The 20658-nt window shown below is 62.2% G+C and carries 16 protein-coding genes; 4 read left to right on the top strand and 12 right to left on the bottom strand.

Annotated elements, in window-relative coordinates; translation table 11 throughout:
- Positions 1–11 precede the first annotated feature (11 nt).
- Both J3A98_RS00790 and J3A98_RS00785 read right to left on the bottom strand, forming a co-directional pair.
- On the bottom strand, positions 12–1319 hold the full coding sequence (locus tag J3A98_RS00790; protein WP_014592431.1) for a Xaa-Pro peptidase family protein: 1308 nt from the start codon (positions 1317–1319) through the stop codon (positions 12–14).
- 101 nt (positions 1320–1420) lie between these two features.
- Positions 1421–3457 (bottom strand): NADH:flavin oxidoreductase, encoded by a 2037-nt coding sequence (locus J3A98_RS00785; RefSeq protein ID WP_209963318.1) that lies wholly within the window; start codon positions 3455–3457, stop codon positions 1421–1423.
- A 123-nt stretch (positions 3458–3580) separates the two neighbouring features.
- Between J3A98_RS00785 and J3A98_RS00780 the strand changes: the two genes are divergently transcribed.
- Positions 3581–4228, top strand: coding sequence for a TetR/AcrR family transcriptional regulator (locus J3A98_RS00780; protein ID WP_129932622.1), 648 nt, complete (start codon positions 3581–3583; stop codon positions 4226–4228).
- Between the two features lie 128 nt (positions 4229–4356).
- Here J3A98_RS00780 and J3A98_RS00775 read toward each other — a convergent pair whose 3' ends face one another.
- From J3A98_RS00775 to J3A98_RS00765, 3 genes are all read right to left on the bottom strand, one after another.
- Complete coding sequence (locus tag J3A98_RS00775) at positions 4357–6750, bottom strand: TonB-dependent siderophore receptor (RefSeq protein ID WP_209963317.1); 2394 nt, start codon at positions 6748–6750, stop codon at positions 4357–4359.
- A gap of 138 nt (positions 6751–6888) precedes the next feature.
- Positions 6889–7374, bottom strand: coding sequence for a hypothetical protein (locus tag J3A98_RS00770; RefSeq protein WP_209963314.1), 486 nt, complete (start codon positions 7372–7374; stop codon positions 6889–6891).
- Positions 7375–7563: 189 nt separating this feature from the next.
- Positions 7564–9105 carry an MFS transporter gene (locus tag J3A98_RS00765; RefSeq protein WP_209963311.1) on the bottom strand — a complete coding sequence of 514 codons (1542 nt, stop codon included), beginning with the start codon at positions 9103–9105 and terminating at the stop codon, positions 7564–7566.
- Positions 9106–9344: 239 nt separating this feature from the next.
- Here J3A98_RS00765 and J3A98_RS00760 point away from each other — a divergent pair, with 239 nt between their 5' ends.
- Positions 9345–10214, top strand: a complete 870-nt coding sequence (locus J3A98_RS00760) for a LysR family transcriptional regulator (RefSeq protein WP_209963308.1) — start codon at positions 9345–9347, stop codon at positions 10212–10214.
- 198 nt (positions 10215–10412) lie between these two features.
- Here J3A98_RS00760 and gabP read toward each other — a convergent pair whose 3' ends face one another.
- The 3 genes from gabP to J3A98_RS00745 form a co-directional block, all read right to left on the bottom strand.
- A complete protein-coding gene (gene gabP / locus J3A98_RS00755) occupies positions 10413–11804 on the bottom strand; it encodes a GABA permease (protein WP_209963304.1) in 1392 nt (463 codons plus the stop codon).
- A gap of 860 nt (positions 11805–12664) precedes the next feature.
- The gene (gene gudD, locus J3A98_RS00750) at positions 12665–14011 is read right to left on the bottom strand and encodes a glucarate dehydratase (protein WP_209963300.1); all 1347 of its coding nucleotides are present in this window, start codon (positions 14009–14011) and stop codon (positions 12665–12667) included.
- 19 nt (positions 14012–14030) lie between these two features.
- Positions 14031–15383, bottom strand: coding sequence for an MFS transporter (locus J3A98_RS00745; protein WP_209963297.1), 1353 nt, complete (start codon positions 15381–15383; stop codon positions 14031–14033).
- Positions 15384–15641: 258 nt separating this feature from the next.
- Between J3A98_RS00745 and J3A98_RS00740 the strand changes: the two genes are divergently transcribed.
- Positions 15642–16343, top strand: a complete 702-nt coding sequence (locus J3A98_RS00740; protein ID WP_176683237.1) for a FadR/GntR family transcriptional regulator — start codon at positions 15642–15644, stop codon at positions 16341–16343.
- A 71-nt stretch (positions 16344–16414) separates the two neighbouring features.
- Here J3A98_RS00740 and J3A98_RS00735 read toward each other — a convergent pair whose 3' ends face one another.
- From J3A98_RS00735 to J3A98_RS00720, 4 genes are all read right to left on the bottom strand, one after another.
- Positions 16415–17425, bottom strand: a complete 1011-nt coding sequence (locus tag J3A98_RS00735; protein ID WP_209963293.1) for an NAD(P)-dependent alcohol dehydrogenase — start codon at positions 17423–17425, stop codon at positions 16415–16417.
- A 164-nt stretch (positions 17426–17589) separates the two neighbouring features.
- Positions 17590–18180 carry an HAD family hydrolase gene (locus tag J3A98_RS00730; protein WP_021784364.1) on the bottom strand — a complete coding sequence of 197 codons (591 nt, stop codon included), beginning with the start codon at positions 18178–18180 and terminating at the stop codon, positions 17590–17592.
- Positions 18177–19046 (bottom strand): acyl-CoA thioesterase II, encoded by an 870-nt coding sequence (gene tesB / locus J3A98_RS00725; RefSeq protein WP_003249851.1) that lies wholly within the window; start codon positions 19044–19046, stop codon positions 18177–18179. Before tesB ends, J3A98_RS00730 begins: the two co-directional genes overlap by 4 nt.
- 150 nt (positions 19047–19196) lie before the next feature.
- Positions 19197–19766 (bottom strand): GNAT family N-acetyltransferase, encoded by a 570-nt coding sequence (locus J3A98_RS00720; protein WP_084851515.1) that lies wholly within the window; start codon positions 19764–19766, stop codon positions 19197–19199.
- A 179-nt stretch (positions 19767–19945) separates the two neighbouring features.
- Between J3A98_RS00720 and J3A98_RS00715 the strand changes: the two genes are divergently transcribed.
- Complete coding sequence (locus tag J3A98_RS00715; protein WP_209963290.1) at positions 19946–20632, top strand: histidine phosphatase family protein; 687 nt, start codon at positions 19946–19948, stop codon at positions 20630–20632.
- Positions 20633–20658: the final 26 nt, after the last annotated feature.

Below are 20658 nucleotides of genomic sequence, written 5' to 3'. Positions count from 1 at the left end.
TTTTGCTCCAGCTATCGATCGCCGTCGACCAAGGGTGTGCGCGAGAGTTTGATCGGCCCGTTGGCGCTGATCAGCACCTGTTCTTCGAGCTTCACCCCTTCCCCACCGCCTTGCTCACCGATGTAACTTTCCACCGACACCACCATGTTTTCCTCGAATAGGCCGTCGTAACCCCACTCGGCGAAATCCACGGCGTAGGCGACGCTGGGGTACTCGTCCACCAGCCCGACACCGTGCAGCATCATCATGTAGCGGTTGTGCTCGAAGCGCTGGGGCACCGGCCAGCAGCGCTCGGCGAACTCGCGAAAGGACAGGCCCGGGCGCAGCAGTTCGACGTTGTGGTTGATCTGCTGTGAGGCGATGTCCAGCAAGTCGCGTTGGGCCATGGTCGGCGCCTTGCCGGGGCAGATGAAGCTGCGCGAGATGTCTGAAAGGTAACCACCGGGCCCGACCATGTCGGTGTCGAAACAGACCATCTCACCGGCCTTGATGACCTTGTCGGTGGCGTCCTGAAACCACGGATTGGTGCGCGGCCCGGAGCTGAGCAGGCGGCTTTCGGCCCACTCTCCGCCGTGCGCGACGTTGGTGCCGTGCATGATGCTCCACAGCTGGTTTTCAGTAACCCCCGGCACCAGGCTTGTGCGCATCCGGGCAATGGCCAGGTCGCACACGCCCATGGACACCCGGTGGCTGGCCACTTCTTCAGCCGATTTGATCAAGCGCGCCTGCTCCATCAATGGCTGCGCATCGAACAGCTCAATGCCCTGGTGTGTCAGGCGCTGCGCGCCCCAAGGGTCGCAGCGGTCGACCGCCAGGCGGCGATTGCCGCCACCGTGGCGGGCCATCAGGTCCGCCACCTCCTGTGCCCAGCGCTCGGCTTTTTCCTGCACGCGGGGGCCGGCGAGGAAATACAGCCAGGGAATCGCCGGGCGAATTTCATCGATGGTTTCCACGTGCTCGCTGTTGTGCCGGCTGCTGGTGAACTCGAACAGCACCACCGGGCCGTCGGTGGCCACGAACACATAGCGGCTGGGCGAGTGCATCACCCACAAACCAAGGTTATTGGTGTCGGTGGCATAGCGAATATTGATCGGATCGGCCAACAGAATGCCGGCGTAATCCTGGGCGCGCAGTTGCTCGCGAATGCGCTCCAGGCGGTAATGGCGCAAGGCTTTGCGGTCGATGGCGGCATACGCATCGAGTAACGCCGTGTCGACCGGCGCGATCGCATGTTCAGTGACCTTGGCATCGCTGCGAAAGCGCAGGTCGCGTTCGGTTAACGCCGTGAGCAGCTCAATGGAATCAGAACCCGTTTGCATGTAACAACCTCCGCTGAGTCAAACCAACTTTCGGGGCAGTAACTAAAAGGTTTCTAAATCTGGTGACGGCTGTCTTTATTGTTGTGGGCGGCGCAGGGCAGCTAGAGGTCCTTGACCAGCCGCAGGGCATCGTAGATGGCCGCATGGGTATTGCGCGACGCCACTGCATCACCAATGCGGAACAGCTGGAAGCGCCCTTCGGGGTTGCTGACAACGGTTTGCGGCTTGCCGACAATCAGGTCCATGTACTCCAAGGCACCTTCGTTGCTGGCAAGGGGTTTGAGGTCGAAATACAGTTCGTCCAGCGGACGGGTGCCGTGGTTGACCACCACCTGATCCACCAGGCGCGTTTTGGTCAGGTCGCTGTAATCGGTGCCGATCGTGGCCAGCAATTGGTCGCCTTGTTTCTCCACGGCCTTGAGCCGGTAGGTGACGGTAAAAGTGGTGTCCAGTTGCTGTAACGCACGCATGTAGGGAACCAGGTTCATGCCCATGACTTCTGGCGCGAACGAGCGGTCGGGGGTCATGATTTCAGTCTTGGCGCCACTGCGGGCTACGAATTCAGCGGCTTGCAAACCAGCGTGGTCGCCCGCATCGTCGTACACCAGCACATTGCGCCCAGGCTTCACGTCGCCGGAAATGATGTCCCAGCTTGAAACCAGGAACTGATTGCCGTGCTCCAGCACTTCGGTGTGCGGCATGCCCCCGGTCGCCACGATCACCACGTCGGCGTTTTCATCGAGCACAATCGCGGTGTCTGCCCAGGTATTGAAGTGGAACCTCACACCAAGGCGCTCGCATTGCGCCATGCGCCAGTCGATGATGCTGATCATTTCCTTGCGCCGTTCGGACTGTGCGGTCAGGCGAATCTGCCCGCCGGGTTTGTCCGCCAGCTCGTACACCACCACCTCGTGGCCGCGCTCGCCTGCCACACGTGCCGCCTCCAGGCCACCAGGGCCGGCGCCGACAATCACCACTTTGCGCTTCTGCACAGCCTTGGGTATTTCATGAGGCATGGTGGTTTCACGCCCGGTCGCGGCGTTGTGGATGCAATAGGCCGCGCCTGCGTTGTAGATGCGGTCCAGGCAATAGTTGGCGCCTACGCAAGGGCGGATATCGTCCTCACGGCCTTCGATGATCTTGCGCACGATGTGCGGGTCGGTCATGTGCGCGCGGGTCATGCCGACCATGTCCACCAACCCCGAGGCAATGGCATGACGCGCCGTGGCCACGTCTGGAATTTTTGCTGCATGGAAGGTTGGGAAGCCGGTCAGCGTCTTGATTTCGCCGGCAAAGTCCAGGTGCGGGGCATTGCGCATACCCTGGATCGGGATGATGTCGGTCAGCCCGGCGTCGGTGGCGATGTTGCCGCGAATCACATTGAGGAAGTCGATCATGCCACTGTCTTTCAACAGTTGAGAGATCTGCAAGCCCTCTTCTTTTTGCAGGCCACCGGCGAGCACTTCGTCCCCGGTGTAGCGAATGCCGACAATAAATTCCGGGCCCACGCGTTTGCGAATGGCCGTGAGCACATCGAAGGTGAAGCGCAGGCGGTTTTGCAGCGAGCCGCCGTACGGCCCTTCCAGTTCGTTGGTCAGTGGCGACCAGAACTGGTCCATCAAGTGGCCGTAGGCTTGCAGCTCGATGCCATCCAGGCCGGCGGCCTTCATGCGTTCGGCGGCATCGGCATAATCGCGAATGATGCGCTCGATGTCCCACTGTTCAAGCTGCTTGGGGAAGGCGCGGTGTGCGGGCTCCTGATTGTGGGAGGGCGACACCACCGGTAGCCAGTCGCCTTTGTCCCAGCGGGTACGCCGGCCCAGGTGAGTGAGCTGGATCATCACCGCTGCACCATGTTCGTGGCACTCGTCGGTCAGGTCTTTCATCCAGCCGACCACTTCGTCCTTGTAGGCCAGAATGTTGTTGAACACAGGTGGGCTGTCACGGGAGATTGCGGCGGAGCCTGCGGTCATGGTCATGGCTACGCCGGCTTTGGCACGTTCAACGTGGTAGGCCCGGTAGAGCTTTTTCGGCATCCCGTCTTCCGGGTAGGCCGGCTCGTGGGAAGTGGTGATGATGCGGTTGCGCAGGGTCAAATGCTTGAGGCGATAAGGCTGAAGTAGCGGATCGTTTTTCATATCGGTCTCGCAAACAGGTCATCAGGCACGCCGACAATATGCCCCTGTGTACACAGGTGTCAATACTCTTGACGATGGTGTACAGTTACCACAAAGCGCACATTGAGAAGGGAAGAAATGCCCATGAAAGGAACCACCTCAAAGGCGGAAGCAGCAGGCCGAGGTTCACTGGAAGGCTGGCTTAATGCGGCCTATGAAAGCCTGACCGAGTCAGGTGTGGATGCCGTGCGAGTGATGCCGCTGGCCAAAAAACTGAATTTGTCGCGCACCAGCTTCTACTGGTTTTTCGAAGACCGCGATGCCTTGCTCGTGGCCTTGATCGAGCAATGGAAAAACAAGAACACCTTCAACCTGGTGACCAAATCCCAGGCCTATGCCGAGTCCATCACCGAGGCGATTCTCAACGTCTTCGACTGCTGGCTGAACAGCGAATTGTTCGACTCGCAATTCGAGTTCGCCATGCGCAGTTGGGCACTCCAGTCGCCGGAAGTGGCGCAGGAAATCGGCCAGGCAGACGCGCAACGCGTCGAGGCATTGCGGCAGATGTTCGACCGTTTCGGCTTTGAACACGATGCCGCGATTACCCGCGCCCGTTCCATCTACCTGACGCAAATCGGCTACATCAGCATGAAAACCCGGGAGCCCCTGGCCCAGCGCATGCGCTACATTCCCGAGTATCTGAAGATTTTCACCGGCAGGGAGCCGGAAGCCCGTGAGCTGGAGCGCTTTTATCAGCGCAACGGTTTTAGCGGTGCCGATTTGAAGGTCTAAAAACACCGACTCACAAGTGAGCCTCTTTGAAGATACGGGGGTTCATAGCAAGCTTCAGGATCTTGCGCACCTGTAGGCACGGGTTTACCCACGAACAGGGGCGCAACCCGTGCCATCCCCTACCCGCCTTACCAGCTATAACTCAACTTCGCCGTCACCTCACGCCCCGGGTTGTAGTAATTCGCCGTCCCCGACCCCACCACATGCTGCTCATCGAACAGGTTGCTCACATTCAGCGCCAGGTCGGTCCCTTTGGCGATCTTGTAGTTCAGCGCCGCATCGAACAACGTGGTCCCATCGCTCTTCTTGGTATTGGCAGCATCCATGTAGTACGCCCCCACATACCGCGCGCCCAGGCCGACGCTCACGTCAGTGCCAGGTATGTCGTAGTAGCTCCACAACGATGCGGTGTGTTTGGGCGCCGTGGTGAACTCATTGCCCTTCAAGGAAGAGCCGTCATACAGCGACCCGCGCAGCACCTCGGACTCCATGTAGGAGTAAGCACCAATCACGCTGATGTCTTGCGTGACTTGTGCCTTGGCTTCCAGGTCAAGTCCACGCACGCGTGACTCGCCCACCGTCTGCTGCTCGATGATGCCGCTTGGCAACACCACGGCAATGGTGACGTTCTCCTGGGTCAGGTCATAAACAGCGGCGGAGAAGAGTGCGTCCATGCCCATGGGCGAGTACTTGATGCCCACTTCGTATTGCTTGCCGGTCTGCGGGGTAACGCCTACTTGCGGGGGCGAGACGGACTCCACCATGCTCACGTAGGTAGACACTTCATCGTTGACGATATAGGTCAGTGCCGCGCGGTAGGAGGTTTCGGAGAAGTTGTCCTTTTCCGTCTGCTCGCCACCGATGTATTCCTTGCTCGACAGGTCCATCGAGTCGTTACGCACGCCTGCGGTCGCGATGACGCGGTCAAAGAACGACAGGTTCTGCTGCAGGAAAACCGCCTTGGTGGTGGCGTCATTCTTTTTGCGGGTATAGGGCGTGATGCCGCCAGGCACGCCGGTGAATACCGGGTTGGCGATGTCGATGGAGGGCGCCAGGCCGTAGACCGAGCTCTGTTTGGTCGTCGAGTCGAGGTACTCGACGCCCACCAGCGTGCTGCTGTCGATGTGCTCGAACTGGGCATCGTACTGCAGCATCAAGTTGCCATTGAGCTGATCGGCATCGCTGTCGGTGCCGAAGACGTAGCGTGGAATGGTGGTGCCAACACGCGAGGCGTTGTCGCTCAGGTAGGCGTAGCCAAAGTCATCGGTCAGCTCGCTGTAGCGCAGGTTGCTGCGCAGCACGAAGCCGTTGTCGAAGTCGTGGGTGATGTTACCGCTGAGGCTGGTGCGCTCGACATCGTGGAAGTTGTAGCCGGGCTCGCCGTAGAAGTCGCTGCGGTCGTATTCCTTGTCCAGCGGGTAGCCACCGCTGTTCGGCGAGCTGTTAGTCTTCAGGTAATCCAGCACCACCGTGGCCGAGGTGAAGTCGGTCGGCGCCCAGGTCAGGCCGCCCATGACGAAGCGGTTGTCGTCCTGGGAGTGGTCGTACTCGCGGTCGCTGTTCTGCATCTTGGCCGTGAAGCGGCCGGCCAGGGTTTGTTCGTCGTTCAGCGCATCGCCTACATCGATCCCGGTTTCGGCATGGTCATAGGAGCCGTAGGTCACGTAGCCTTGGCCAAACTTCTCGAAGCGTGGTTGCTTGGTCACGAAGTTGACCGAGCCACCCGGGTCTGCCGGGCCGAACAGGGTGGAGTTGGCACCCCGCAAAATTTCGATACGCTCGTAGGCGTAAGGGTCTTCGCGCACACCGCGCATCGAGCTGAGGGTCAGGCCGTCTCGGTAGGTGGTGGCCTGGAAGCCGCGGATCAGGAAGTAGTCGTTGCGGTCGTCCGAACCGTAGTAGTCGCTGACCACGCCGGGGGTGTACTGCAGCGCCTCTTCGGTGGTGCTGACGCTGCGCTGCTGCATTTCCTTGTTGGTAACCACAGACACGGACGCGGGCGTGTTGAGGATGCTGGTCGCCACCTTGCCCCCAACCCACAGCTCCTTGGCAACCACCGAGTTGGCGTCATCGTCGGCGCTGGCCTTGACCTTGGCATTGATGATGACAGGCGCCAGGCGGTAGTCCTCGGTCGCGCCCAGTTCCAGCGGGCCGGCAGGCTTTGGTTGTGGAATCACCAGGTAGGCGTTGGGGCCTTGCTGCTCGACTTTTAATTCGGTGCCTTGCAACAGCGACGACAACGCTGCCGACGTTTCCAGGTTGCCCTGTACGCCCTGGGTGCTGCGGTTAGCTGCGTTTTGGGCATCGAAGGACAGGCTGATACCCGCCTGGCGAGCAAAGCGGTCGAGCGCCGGTGCCAAAGGACCACCCTGAATGTTCCACTGCTGCAGCTGGTTGTTGTGCTCAGCGTTTACGGGTTGTGCAAGCGATGGCAGCGCGTAGCTGCTGACAACCATACCCAAAAACGCGCCGCGCACGGCACGGCTCAATGGATGGTGCTGTGGAACCGGGGTCAAACTCATTTTCTCGCTCCGTAGAGTGTCGGCGGGCTGGCCTGTATTCCGGCCTTCTCTACAAGCCGAACGAGAATGAGAAAACACCTCATTTATTTTTCGGGTAGCTGGAGGCACCACACCGCGGGCGCCTCCAGCACTTAAACCTTATTCACTTTCGCGGCTCGCAAACGGGTCAAACTCGGGGTCGTTCAACTTCAGGATGTGGTTCTTGATGGCACAACCGGCCAGATCGATGTATTCCGCATAGAAGTCTTTACCCAGTTGCCGCAGCGGTGAGCCCTCCAATGAGTCAGCGACAGCTTCTACCGTTACGATCCCGAATTGTTCAGCGATGATTTCCACACTGCGCACACGCATTTCAGGGTGGTCATAGGGCTTCTGGTACCAGGTCGCGATCTGATACTGGATATCGTCTCTTTCCAGCGCCTGATACAGATGGCTGGCAAACGCGATGCTGGTTTCGCGAATCAGGCCCGGGTCGATATCGAGCTTTTCAAGTAGCGTTTCAGTGGGTTGGTAGGCAACATAAAGCAGGTCGGCGATGGTGTAGCCCGGCATCGGCGGGAAAACGCCTGGCGGTAGTTGGTCCGCCGGGATTGATAGCTGGTCGGAATAGTCGTCGTTGTGCACGGGAAGCTCCTTGCCTCGGTATAGTTTTACTGGCCAGCGCCAGCATCATCCACGCGCCATTGCTGGCGCGCAGTGAAATGACATTTTCCGGTTGTATTAGTTGCGCGCAAGGGTGAAATAACTGCGGTCAGCCACCTACTCATCCGAGTGCGGTTTCAAAGCGGTTTTGCCGGTGTGGATACATGCCTTTTACAGGGGTTGGCTTTGAGCCAGTAGCGTTTCCTGCGTAGCGGGCAGCGGGCGGCTCAGCAGCACGCCAACCACCACCGCGAACACCAGCGCTGCAAGGCCCGCAACCTGCAACACGGCCTCGAAGCCACCCATGAACGCCTGGCGGGCCAAGGGTGCCACCGCTTCACGCAAGCCCGGATCAAGCAGCGCCAGGGCCGCCTGCAGGTCGCCCGCCGCTACCCGCGTGGCCATCGCAGCAACTTGGCCCACTTGCGATGGCGCTACGGCAACCAGGGCTTCGTGAAGCAATTGCCCGCTGCGGGCGGCCAGTACGCCGCCCAGTAAACCGATAGCCAGGACGATGGCCCCGAAGCGCGTAGTTGTACTCAACCCGGAAGCCATCCCGGTACGCTGGCGTGGCACACAAGCCATGATGTTTTTCTGGGTGTCGCCATTTAGCAGCCCGGCACCCGCCCCCAGCACCAGGCTGGCCAGGGCAAAGGCTGCATAGCCGCCAAACCCGGCGGCCCAGGCACATAGCAGGTTGCCCACCCCCACCAGCACTAGGCCAAGGGCGAATACCTGCGCCGGGCTCAAGTGCGCCGCCAGGCGCATGCCCAAGCGCGGTGCCAGCAACATGGCCACGGCAAACGGCAGCATGCCGGCCCCGGCTGCCAATGCGGACAGTTGCAGGCCGTTTTGCAGGTACAGCGGCAGCAAAGTCATCATCACCTGGGCGCAGGCGGCGTAGGCGAACATGCCCAGCAAAGCACCCACGAACCGCCCGCTGCGCATCAGCTGAAGGTCGATCATCGGCCGTTCCTGGTTGCGTTCGACCATGATAAACAGGCCAAACAGGAAGGCACTGATTAGCAGCCGGCCCAGGGTTTGAGCACTGCCCCAGCCCACCTGGTTGGCATCGATCATCGCCCAGATCAGATAGCCCAGGGCACCCGCAAAAGTCAGGCTGCCCCATGGGTCAAGCCGGGCCGCCGCGCTGTCGCGGGACTCCTCTACACTGCGCAGCACCATCACTGCCAGCAACGCCACCAACGGCAGGTTGATGTAGAAGATCCAGCGCCAGCCCAGGGTACTGGCGATCACCCCGCCGAGCAGCGGCGCAAAGGTGATGGTGGCGCCCATGCAGGCACCCCAGAAGGCCCAGGCGCGCATGCGTTCCTGCGGCTGGTGGAAGCGGTTGCCGATGGCGGCCAGTGCCGAGGTCAACAACAGGGACGCGCCGATGCCCTTGGCGGCCCTGGCCAGGTCGAGCAATAGCAGGCTGGGCGCCGCGCCGCAGGCTAGCGAGGCAAGGCCGAACAGGGCCAGGCCGAGCAGCAGCATGCGCCGGCGGCCAAAGCGGTCGGCGAGGCTGCCGGCGGGCAGCAGACAAGCGGCGAAGGCCAGCAGGTAGGCACTGACCACCCATTCGATATCGGCAAACGAGCCAGACAGGTCGCGGGCGATACTGGGCAGGCTGACCGCGACAATGTTGGTGTCGAGGATGATCAGGGCGCAGACCAGGGAGGCGGTAAGCAGGGTAAAGCGTGCAGAGGGCATGGTGGGGCTCCAGAAGCTGAGCTGGTTGGTTTGAAGTGCCTTTAACCTGCAGGATCGCCGGGACCGCTGCGCGCTCCAGATATTGCATAGCCCTCGAATGTTGAGCGGTCCCTGCAATTGCACAGGCAGGCTTTGCCGCCAAGCCAACAGCCTTGTAGTGTTGGCCTTACCATACCGCCGCCTGCGCCAAGGCTTGTTAGCCCCGGCGGCCCGCGTCATTACCCTGCAGGTAACACCTGATGGAAATCCGCCATTTCCGCTATTTTCTCTGCGTTGCCCGCCACGGCCATTTCACCCGGGCCGCCGAGCAGTTGGGCATCGCCCCGCCCACCCTCAGCCGGCAGATCCAGGACATGGAACGCGAGCTAGGTGTGCGCTTGTTCGAGCGCAGCCAGCGCGAGGTCAACCTCACCGCCGCCGGCCAGGCGCTGTTGATTGAGGCCGAACAGGCCGTGCGCCAGTTCGACGCCGCACAGCTGGGTGCACAACGCGCAGCCCGTGGCGAAAGCGGGCGTATCGAACTGGGCTACGTGGCTTCGGCCGCCTACTCGGGCATGCTCCAGCAGCAAGTCAGCCGCTACAGCGAAACCTGCCCTGGCGTGCGCCTGAATATCCGTGAACTGCCCATGGCCGAACTACCCGGCATGGTCCGCGACGGCTTACTAGACCTTGCCTACGTGCGCTCACCGATGGAGTTTCCTGACCAGCTGGAAGCCATCGCCTTGCACCAGGAAGGTTTCGTTCTCGCCCTGCCCGCCAGCTCGCGGATCAACGAAGTGCCGCAGATCCCGGCCTCGCGCCTGGCCAATGAAACCTTCATTCTGCCCGAGCAGATTTCCGGCACGCTGGAAGTGGCGGCGCAAGGTGGCTTCGTCCCGATGCTTGGCCCACAACCCGGCAGCCTGGTGGCCGTGATTACCTTGGTATCACTTGGGCAAGGCATTGCAGTAGTCCCGGAATCGGTGGTGCAGCGCATCAACCTGCCGCAGGTGAATTACCGGCGGGTCGTCGATTGCCAGGCTAGCTCGTGGCTGAGCCTGGTTCACCGACGCTTCGAGAAAGCGCCGGCTGTGATGCGATATGTGCAAAGCGTGATGGGCGGCACTTGATGGCCGCTCAAGTACGCTGATCTTCTGCAGGAACTGTTTGAGCATATCTATCAGTACACCTTGCAGATCCGCTTCGACATGGCCCCCCCGGTAGGCCCAGGAATTCGACCACGTAGGCATCTTCCGCCAGACAAGTGTAAAAAAAACAAAGGGCACCCATCCTCGGGTGCCCTTTGCCTTACAGCCAGGTGAACTGAATCACCCCATCGATCGCGCGCCCACCGGTTGCGCATGGCCCCTCGCCGTCACGATCCCCAGGAAGGAAATCACGATCGCCAGGCCCAATGTCGAGCTCACTTCCGCCCGATGCTCAGGCGTGTACATCATCACCGCCAGCGCCCCGGCAATGAAAATGATCACCGCCCAGGTCAGGTACGGGAACAGCCACATGCGGAACTTCAATTCGGTGTTCTCGCGCTCCAGACGGCGGCGCATGCGCAGCTGCGAGATGGCGATAACCATGTACACCAACAGGGCGATGGCACCAGAGCTGGCCAGCAGGAACTCGAACACGCCCTTCGGCGCGAAGTAGTTGAGGACTGCGATGGCCGCACCGATCAGGGTGCTGCCGAACACTGCAGCACGCGGTACGCCGACCTTGGAGGTCTTGTTGAGGAAGGCCGGGGCGTCACCGCGCTTGGCCAGCGAGAACATCATCCGCGAAGCGATGTAGATCGACGAGTTCATGCAGCTGGTAACGGCTACCAGAACCACCAGGTCGACCATGAATGCCGCGTTGGGGATGTTCATGATTTCCAGCGCACGCTGGTACGAACCCACCACTGCCAGTTGCGGGTCGTTCCACGGCACCACCGAAATGATCACGAAGATCGACAGGATATAGAAGGTGCTGATACGCCAGATCACCGAGCGAGTGGCCTTGGCAATGTTGCGCGACGGGTCGCTGGACTCGGACGCGGCGATGGTCACCGCCTCGGTGCCGATGAAGCTGAACATCACGGTGATGAACGCCCCCACCACTGCCGACCAGCCATTCGGTGCAAAGCCGCCGTATTCGGCAACCAAGCTGCTAAGGCCACTGACCTCGCGGTTGGGTAGCCAGCCCATCAGCGCGGCGAAGCCCAGGCCGATGAAGCCCAGGATGGCGGTGACCTTGAGGATGGCGAACCAGAACTCGAACTCGCCGTACTTGGCCACGCTGAACAGGTTGGTACCGGCCAGCAGCAACACCGAAGCCAGGGCGAAGATCCAGCTGTCCACCTGCGGGAACCAGGCGTTCAGCACATGCCCGGCGGCCAATGCTTCGATAGGAATGACCAGTACCCAGAACCACCAGTACAACCAGCCGATGGTATAGCCGGCCCAGCGGCCAATGGCCTGGTCAGCGTAGGTGGAAAACGATCCGGTGTCGGGGTGTGCCACGGCCATTTCGCCGAGCATGCGCATGACCAGTACCACCAAGGTTCCGGCCACGAAATAGGAAATTATGGTTGCTGGCCCGGCTGCCGCGATGGCATGGCCAGAACCTACGAAAAGTCCGGCGCCGATGATGCCGGCGATGGACAGCATCGTTACGTGACGTGGCTTGAAACCTTGTGCAAGGTTGCCATCAGATCCCACGGTGTTCATTGATGTTGTTCTCTTTTTGCTGACACAAGGAAGGACGGGCAGGCGTAGGCGAAAAATATCTCCTTTGAAATCAATAAGTCGACACGTTACTCGCGCTCTGTTGTTGATCTTTGGAGCGCTTCACAGCGCAACGTGTCAGTGCAGGGCGGGCTTCATTTAATCCCCGCATGGCTGTGGGGAATTACACGAGAACGCCCCGGAACTGTTCGATCACGACAGGGCATTTCCATCAACGCCAAATGTCGCGAATGGCATGTCCGATCGCGCCATGGGCCCAAATGGAGCTTTTGTTTTTCATATGAATGTGTGTTGTCTGTGCCGGCCCTTTCGCGGGTGAACCCGCTCCTACGACGGGACGTGGCGACGGTACCGATTGATGAATTCGGTGGCGGGTGCGGCGGTGAATGACTGGGGGGATTGGCCGGCAGGTCCGGCCCTTTCGCGGGTGAACCCGCTCCTACGACGGGAGGTGGCGACGGTACCGATTGATGAATGCGGTGGCGGCTGCGGTGGTGAATGACTGGGGGGATTGGCCGGCAGGTCGGGCCTATTCGCGGGTGAACCCGCTCCTACAACGGAACCTGGCGATGCCACCGATTGAGGAATGCGGTGGCGGGTGCGGCGGTGAATGACTGGGGGGATTGGCCGGCAGGTCGGGCCTATTCGCGGGTGAACCCGCTCCTACGATGGTGCGTGGCGACATCGCCGATTGATGAATGCGGTGGCGGCTGCGGTGGTGAATGACTGGGGGGATTGGCCGGCAGGTCCGGCCCTTTCGCGGGTGAACCCGCTCCTACGACGGCGTAGCGACACCACCGGTTGATGTAGGAGCGGGCTTGCCCGCGAAGAGGCCAGCAGCCTCAACGCACCAGGCAGGGCCGTTTGTTATCGAAGCGCCAACCCGGGATCAGGAACTGCATCGCCACGCTGTCATCGCGCGCACCCAGCCCCATGTTGCGGTAACACTCATGGGCCTTGGCCAGCTGGTCTTCATCCAGTTCCACGCCCAAACCCGGCCGCGCCGGCACCCGCACATGCCCGTCGACAATGCGCAGCGGCTCACGGGTCAGGCGCTGGCCATCCTGCCAGATCCAGTGCGTATCGATCGCCGTGATTTCGCCCGGCGCCGCAGCCGCCACCTGGGTGAACATCGCCAGCGAAATGTCGAAGTGGTTGTTCGAGTGCGATCCCCACGTCAGGCCCCAGTCATTGCACATCTGCGCCACTCTTACCGAACCCTGCAAGGTCCAGAAGTGCGGATCGGCCAGCGGAATGTCCACCGACTGCAACTGAATGGCATGGCCCATCTGTCGCCAGTCGGTGGCAATCATGTTGGTCGCGGTAGGCAGGCCGGTGGCGCGGCGGAACTCGGCCATCACCTCGCGGCCCGAGTAACCGTTCTCGGCACCGCACGGGTCTTCGGCGTAGGCCAGTACATCGTGCTTGTCGCGGCACAGGGCGATGGCCTCCTTCAGCGACCACGCGCCATTGGGGTCGAGCGTGATGCGCGCTTCGGGGAAGCGTTCGGCCAGCGCTGTCACAGCCTCCATCTCTTCTTCACCGCGCAGCACACCGCCCTTGAGCTTGAAGTCGCTGAAGCCATAGCGCGCCTTGGCGGCCTCGGCCAGCCGCACCACTGCTTCCGGGGTCAGGGCCTTTTCGTGGCGCAGGCGGAACCAGTCGTCATCGCTGTCGGCTTCGTTGCGATAAGCCAGGTCAGTCTGCTGGCGGTCGCCGATGTAGAACAGGTAGCCGAGCATCTTCACCGCATCCCGTTGCTGCCCCTCGCCCAGCAGTGCCGCCATCGGCACGTTCAGGTGCTGGCCAAGCAGGTCGAGCAACGCCGACTCGATGGCCGTCACCGCATGCACGGTGATGCGCAGGTCGAAGGTCTGCAGGCCACGGCCTGCCGAGTCGCGGTTGGCGAAGGTCTGGCGCATGGCATTGAGCACACGCTGGTAATGGCCGATCGGCTGGCCGACCACCAGGCTGCGGGCGTCCTCCAGGGTCTGGCGAATGTTCTCGCCGCCGGGCACTTCGCCCAGGCCGGTATTGCCGGCGCTGTCGCGCAGCACCACCACGTTGCGGGTGAAGTACGGGCCATGGGCGCCACTGAGGTTGAGCAGCATGCTGTCATGGCCGGCCACGGGGACCACGCGCAGGTCGGTGACCACCGGGGTGCTGGTGTGAAGGGTCTGCATATTCATGAGGGTTGTCTCGCAGTCATCAGTGGGTCTGGCCCAGGGCCGAAGGGGCCTTGAGGTCATCGGAAGGGACGCCCTTGGGGCGAATGCGTACGAAGAAGATGGCAATCGCCGCCAGCACCGAGGTCACTGCCAGGCCGTACAGCCCGCCCTGGATCGAGCCAGTCTGCTGCTCCAGCAAGCCGAAGGTGGTGGGGGCAACGAAGCCGCCGAGGTTGCCGACCGAGTTGATCAAGGCAATCACCGCCGCAGCGATGCGGGCGTCCAGGTAGCCTTGGGGGATTGGCCAGAACAGTGACGACGCTGACTTGAAGCCGATCGCGGTGAAGCACACGGCGACGAAGGCGAACACTGGCCCACCCGTAGTGGACATGAACATGCCCGTGGCAGCGACCAGCAGCGCGCCCGCCACCCAGGCCTGCTGGAACTTCCAGCGAGCGGAACCGGCGGCGAAGGCGTACATGGCCAGGATCGAGATCAGCCAAGGGATCGAGTTGAAGAAACCGACCTGCATGTCACTGAGGTCGCCCATACGCTTGATGATGCTAGGCAGCCAGAAGGTCGCAGCGTAGATGGTCAGCTGGATACAGAAGTAGATCAGGCAGAACAGCACGATCTGGCGGTCCTTGAGCAGGCTCCAGGCCGATGGCCTGACCGCGCCGATGGCCTCACGCGCTTGCTGCTCGCGGTCGATGGTGGCAACCAGCGCGTCCTGCTCGGCCTTGCTCAGCCACTTGGCGTCCTGCGGCCTGGAGTCGAGCCAGAAGAATACGAAGAAGCACAGTGCTACCGAGGCCATGCCTTCGATGAACAGCATCCACTGCCAGCCATGCAGGCCCAGGCCCTGGATTTGCATCAACGCCCCGGCCAGCGGCCCGGAAATCAGCGATGCCAGTGCAGAACCGCTGAGGAAGATAGCAATGGCCTTGCCGCGCTCTGCCGCTGGCAGCCAGCGGGTGAAGTAGTAGATCACGCCAGGAAAGAAACCTGCTTCGGCCACCCCGAGCAGAAAACGCAACACGTAGAACTGGGTTTCGTTCTGCACGAAGGCCATGGCCGTGGCCACCAGCCCCCAGGTGAACATGATGCGGGTGAGCCACAGCCGGGCACCGACCTTTTGCAGCAGCATGTTCGAAGGTACTTCGAACAGCGCGTAACCGATGAAGAACAGCCCGGCACCAAAGCCAAAGGCCGCAGCGCTGATGCCCAGGTCGCTTTCCAGGTGCGGGCGGACGAAGCCAATGTTGACGCGGTCGAGGTAGTTGACGATGAACATGATGACGAACAGCGGCAGGACGTGGCGCTTGACCTTGGCCACGGCACTGGCCAACGCGTCGCCTTCATGCCGGGCAGACGGAGCGAGGGTGTCGTTCACTTGCGGATCTCCCACTAATTGTTTTTGTGCGGGTCGGGTTGTCTGACATGGCAGTGGGGAGGAGCTTATGCGCAGCGAAGTTGTACGACAAGATCATTAACGTCGGCAAAATAGCAATATACAAGCTGTCACAATGCTAATTTGATCCGAACGTGCAAAAACAGATCAATTACATGCTGAATTGGATGCGCGAAAAATCGGCAAAAAATTTTTCTATCGATTAACTTGTCGTACAAGCAATCAAGAAGCGAATCACACATGGAACCCGAACACGCGCGCAAACGCGGCCATAGCCGTGCCCATGACCTGGTTTCCAGCCTGACCCAGCAAATTCTGCTGGGCACCTTCAAACCAGGCGACAAACTGCCTTCGGAAAACACCCTAGTGCGCGAGCACGGGGTCAGCCGCACGGTGGTTCGCGAAGCCTTGTCGAAGCTGCAAGCCTCTGGGCTGGTGGAGCCGCGCCACGGGATCGGTACGTTCGTGATGGAGCGCCAGGCCCAGGCCGGCCTGCGCGTTGCGGCGGAGAGCGCGGCGAATGTGCGCGATCTGCTGGAGCTGCGTATTGGCCTTGAGGGCCAGGCTGCCGCACTGGCCGCGCTGCGTCGTGACGAGGCGCAACTGGCGCGCATGCGCCAGGCACTGGATGACTATCAGGACCTGGCCGCTGCTGGCGACAGCTGCATCGAAGCCGACCGGCGCTTTCACCTGCTGATTGCCGAGGCCACCGGCAATCTGTATTTCACCGAGATGCTGCTGCAACTGGGCAATGGTCTGATCCCGCGCAACCGCATGGCCAAGGCCGAGCGCGCGGGGGCCAAGCTGGCGCGGCAAGCGTACCTGGCCAACCTGGAGCATGAGGCGATCCTCAATGCCATCCGCCGACAAGACCCGGATGCGGCGCGGGCGGCGGTGTGCCTGCACCTGTCCAACAGCCGCGACCGGCTATTGCCGGACTGACTGTCAGGCAGTGCAAGACAAGCATATTGGCGTGCAGGGTGGCCGTTACACCCAGCTACCCTGCCCTCACTTCACCAGGTCAGGCAGATCTTGCCGAAATGCCGGTTGCTCTCCTGGTAACGGAACGCCTCGACGATCTGTTCCAACTCGAAATGCTTGTCCACCACAGGCCGCAGGCCGTTGGCGTCGATCGCCCGCACCATCGCCTGCTGCTGCGCTCGGCTGCCGACCAGCACCCCTTGCAGCCGAATCTGCCGCACCAACGCCTGTACCAGCGGCAACTGCCCGGCCACCCCGGTAAGGATGCCGATCAGCGAAACATGCCCGCCAATGCGCGCGGCAATCATCGACTGCTCCAGCGTCGCCGGGCCGCCCACTTCAATCACATGGTCGACACCGCGGTTGCCAGTCAGCTCGCGCACCTTCTCACCCCAGGCCGGGGTGCTCCTGTAGTTGATCAGGTGGTCGGCACCCAGAGCCTTCAGGCGCTCCAGCTTGGCATCGCTGGACGAGGTGGCGATCACGGTCGCGCCCGCCAGCTTGGCGAACTGCAGGGCGAAAATCGACACACCGCCGGTACCCTGCACCAGCACCGTGTCGCCGGGTTTGAGGTGATCATCGCTCATCAGCGCGCGCCAGGCGGTAAGGCCGGCGGTGGTCAGGGTGGCAGCCTCGGCATGGCTGAAACCCTGGGGTGCCAAGGTGAAGGCGCTGGCGCGGGCAGTCACCTGCTCACGGGCGTAGCCGTCGATGCCGTCGCCGGGCACCCGGGCAAAGCCCTCGACATTGGCCTGGCCATCGAGCCAGTCGGGGAAGAAGGTGCTGACCACATTGTCGCCGACCTGGAACTCAGTGACGCCAGCCCCCACCGCAACCACCTCGCCGGCGCCATCGGCCATGGGGATGCGTCGCTCGCTCGGGCCCCACATGCCGCTGACCACGGCGAAATCGTGGTAGTTGAGGGAACTGGCGTGCAGGCGCACGGTAATCTCGTCGGCCTGGGGGGCCTGGGCCTCGCAGGTGCCGACCTCGACTTTGTCGTAGCCGCCGCCGGGTTGTACGTAGATGGCCTTGCTGCTCATGGGTGGGTCTCCGTATCAGAGCAAAGAATGGGGTTCAGCATAGACAGATCCGGCCCTTTCGCGGGCACGCCCGCCCTGACAGGGGCACCACAGGACCCGAGACGTGCGCAATACCTGTGGGAGCGGGCGTGCCCGCGAAGAGGCCCGCATGGCCAACACACGCATCAGCCCAGCATCACCTTCAACGCCCGGCAATCCGCCGCATGCCAATCCACCAGCTCTGGCCAGGGGTTGTCCGGCAGGTTCACCAGCACCGTGCGTGCTCCCGCAGCCCGCCCACAGTCCAGGTCAAAGCGGTAATCCCCCACCATCACCAGTTCGCTCGGTGTCACGCCCCAGGCGCTGGCAATCTTCAGCAGCCCATCCGGGCTCGGCTTGGGCGCAGCCTCGTCACGCCCAAGAATATGTTCCACCGGGAAGCAGTCCGCCAGGCCGATGGCCTCCAGCGTTACATGCGCAAGCTCACGCGCATTGCGGGTCAGAATACCTAGCCGGCACCCGCGCTCGGCCAACTCGCGCACCAGTTCCACCGCCCCGGTGGCCGCCGTGGAGGCCGTTGCCAGGTCCCTTTCGTGTTCCAGCAACCAGGCATGCTTGGCCGCCGCTTCCGCCGCCGGCAAGGCCGCCAGGTGAGTGAGGATGTCGTGCTCGGCCGGGATGTCCAGCGCCACCCGAATGGCGGCGAAGTCGTGCACGGCCACGGTCAGGGTGCCGTCCATGTCGAACACCCAGTTGCGCACCTCGCCCAGGCTCATGCCCAGTCCTTGCGATGGCGAATCAGGCCTTCCTGGCTCGACGATGCCACCAGTTGCCCGGCCTGGTTGAAAATGCTGCCGCGGCAGAAACCACGGGAATTGCCGGCCCAGGGGCTATCGGTGGCGTACAGTAGCCACTCGTCGGCGCGCAGGTTGCCGTGAAACCACAACGAATGGTCGAGGCTGGCGATCTGCATGTCGCGCTGCCATACCGATTTGCCATGGGGCAGCAACGCCGTGGTCAGCAGGCCGAAGTCCGAGGCGTAGGCCAGCATGTACTTGTGCAGGGCAGGCACGTCAGGCAGGTTGCCGTCGGCGCGGAACCAGGCGTATTTCACCGGGTCGCCCGGCTTGGGGTTGAACGGGTCGCGCTCGGTGACCGGGCGGATCTCGATCGGCTTGGCGCACAGCACCTTGTCGCGGATGCGCTCAGGCAACTGGTCAGCCATGGCACGGGCCAGTTCCACCTCGGTAGGCAGGTTTTCCGGGCCGACCACGTCAGGCATCTGCGCCTGGTGCTCGAAGCCTTCCTCGTCGTACTGGAACGACGCGCTGCAGGTGAAGATGGTCTGGCCCTTCTGGATCGCCGTCACCCGCCGTGTACTGAAGCTGCCGCCATCGCGCACCCGGTCCACCGAGTACACCACTGGAAGGCTGGCATCGCCCGGGCGCAGGAAGTAGCCGTGCAACGAATGCACATGGCGCGCGTCCTCGACGGTCTGACTGGCAGCCGACAACGACTGGCCCAGCACCTGCCCACCGTAAAGCTGGCGGAAGCCCAGGTCCTGGCTACGTCCACGGAACAGGTTCTCCTCGATGGATTCGAGGCTCAACAGGTCGACCAGGTCGTCCAACACATGACTCATCGGGGGATCTCCGTAGGAGCGAGCCTAGCTCGCGATGCGCCGCCCGAGCGGCGCTCGATTTCACAGGCGCTGAACGTGTTACGGGCAAGCGCCTTCCAAGATGGGCAAATGATACAGCGTTTGTCATTCGCGCCGGGCATGGCCGTGCATTCAGGCGCGCAGGGTGCGCTCCCAGTGCGCGCGGTCAATGCGGTACAGCACATGCGGGCGCAGTGGGTGGCCAATGGGCAGGCGGGGGTGCTCGAAACTGCCGTGTGGGTCCTGCTGCATGCCAATGGCCTGCATGACCTTCTGCGACGGCAGGTTGCATTCGCTAGTGAATGACACGACCTCCTCCAGGCGCAATTGGGCAAAAGCACAACGCAGGCAGGTCCACGCCGCTTCGCTGGCAAAGCCAAGGCCCCAGTGGCGGCGGGCCAGGCGCCAGCCAATCTCTACGGCGGGGGTGAAATCGGCGTCAAAGCCCACGTGCAGCAAGCCAGTCATGCCGATGAACGCGCCGCTGTCCTTGCGCTCCAGGGCCCACAAACCAAAACCGTATTCATTGAAGTGCCCACGCACGCGGCCGATCAACGCAGCGGCCTCAAGGCGCGTCAACGGCGCCGGAAAGTAACGCATTACCTGCGGGTCAGCGCACAGCGCGGCGAACTCGCGCAGGTCGTCGTCATGCCATTGGCGCAGCACCAGCCGTGCGCTTTCCAGTTCAAGAATAGGGGTCATCGGGCCTGCTCCGGTTTTGCCGTGTTGCAGTTTACAGCGTAGGCGCGGGCGCGGGTTTCACCCAGCCGGTAGTAGCCGAATGCAATTTTCACACGCCCTTCACCGGCCCCCGACAGGCCACTTGGCAGGATGCCGCCATCCCTGCCGTGCCAAGCACGGCCATGCCAACGGAGCCACGCATGCAATTGAGCAATACCCTGGGGCACTCCGCCATTCACGCCCGGCGCAAGCGACGCCTGACCCGCAAAGCCCTCGGAGCCGCCCTGGGCCTGTGCATGGTCGTGGCGGCGTTGACCACCTGGCTGGCGACGAGGACGCATATCGTGGACCTTGGCAACGAGCAACAACTGAGTGACAGCGGCCTGCTGCAGGACTGGGCCGACGGTGCGGTGATCGTGATGATCCGCCACGCCGAACGCTGCGACAGCGCCCCCGGCCCCTGCCTGGACGACCCCACGGGGATCACCCTGAGCGGTAGCCAGGCTGCCGCCCGCGTTGGCCAGGGGCTGCACCGGCTGGGCCTGAACAACGCCGACTTGCTCACCAGCCCGAAACGGCGCACCCGGCAAACCGCGCACTTCATCCTCGGCCAGGCGGTGGCCAGCGAAGACTGGCTGGAAAGCTGCGACAGCCAGTTCGCCAACGAAGCGCTTGCACACAAACGCGCGGGCCACAACCTGGTGCTGGTGACTCACAACGGCTGCATCGACCACTTTGCCCGCCAGCAGCACGTTGCCGGCGGCGAACGTCAAAGCAACTATGCCAGCGCCCTGTTCGTATCGGTGGATGGCAATGGCAAGGCACGCATCCTGGGGCGCCTGAACGAACCGGACTGGCAACGCGTATTGGCCAGCACAGGAAAATAGCCCTCAAACGTAAACGCCATCTCTGT

It is taken from the genome of Pseudomonas sp. BP6 (assembly GCF_017875935.1).
Taxonomy (GTDB): Bacteria; Pseudomonadota; Gammaproteobacteria; order Pseudomonadales; family Pseudomonadaceae; genus Aquipseudomonas; species Aquipseudomonas putida_Y.
The sequence above is the reverse complement of the archived record's forward strand: the minus strand, read 5'-3'. Positions and strand labels throughout refer to the sequence as shown.

Coding starts and splice junctions, on each gene's coding strand:
- J3A98_RS00720 (WP_084851515.1), bottom strand. CDS start 19,766: ATGACCCCTATTCTTGAACTGGAAAGCGCACGGCTGGTGCTGCGCCAA.
- tesB (WP_003249851.1), bottom strand. CDS start 19,046: ATGAGTCATGTGTTGGACGACCTGGTCGACCTGTTGAGCCTCGAATCC.
- J3A98_RS00735 (WP_209963293.1), bottom strand. CDS start 17,425: ATGAGCAGCAAGGCCATCTACGTACAACCCGGCGGCGGCTACGACAAA.
- J3A98_RS00775 (WP_209963317.1), bottom strand. CDS start 6,750: ATGAGTTTGACCCCGGTTCCACAGCACCATCCATTGAGCCGTGCCGTG.
- gudD (WP_209963300.1), bottom strand. CDS start 14,011: ATGAATATGCAGACCCTTCACACCAGCACCCCGGTGGTCACCGACCTG.
- J3A98_RS00760 (WP_209963308.1), top strand. CDS start 9,345: ATGGAAATCCGCCATTTCCGCTATTTTCTCTGCGTTGCCCGCCACGGC.
- gabP (WP_209963304.1), bottom strand. CDS start 11,804: ATGAACACCGTGGGATCTGATGGCAACCTTGCACAAGGTTTCAAGCCA.
- J3A98_RS00780 (WP_129932622.1), top strand. CDS start 3,581: ATGAAAGGAACCACCTCAAAGGCGGAAGCAGCAGGCCGAGGTTCACTG.
- J3A98_RS00790 (WP_014592431.1), bottom strand. CDS start 1,319: ATGCAAACGGGTTCTGATTCCATTGAGCTGCTCACGGCGTTAACCGAA.
- J3A98_RS00730 (WP_021784364.1), bottom strand. CDS start 18,180: ATGAGCCTGGGCGAGGTGCGCAACTGGGTGTTCGACATGGACGGCACC.
- J3A98_RS00715 (WP_209963290.1), top strand. CDS start 19,946: ATGCAATTGAGCAATACCCTGGGGCACTCCGCCATTCACGCCCGGCGC.
- J3A98_RS00765 (WP_209963311.1), bottom strand. CDS start 9,105: ATGCCCTCTGCACGCTTTACCCTGCTTACCGCCTCCCTGGTCTGCGCC.
- J3A98_RS00740 (WP_176683237.1), top strand. CDS start 15,642: ATGGAACCCGAACACGCGCGCAAACGCGGCCATAGCCGTGCCCATGAC.
- J3A98_RS00785 (WP_209963318.1), bottom strand. CDS start 3,457: ATGAAAAACGATCCGCTACTTCAGCCTTATCGCCTCAAGCATTTGACC.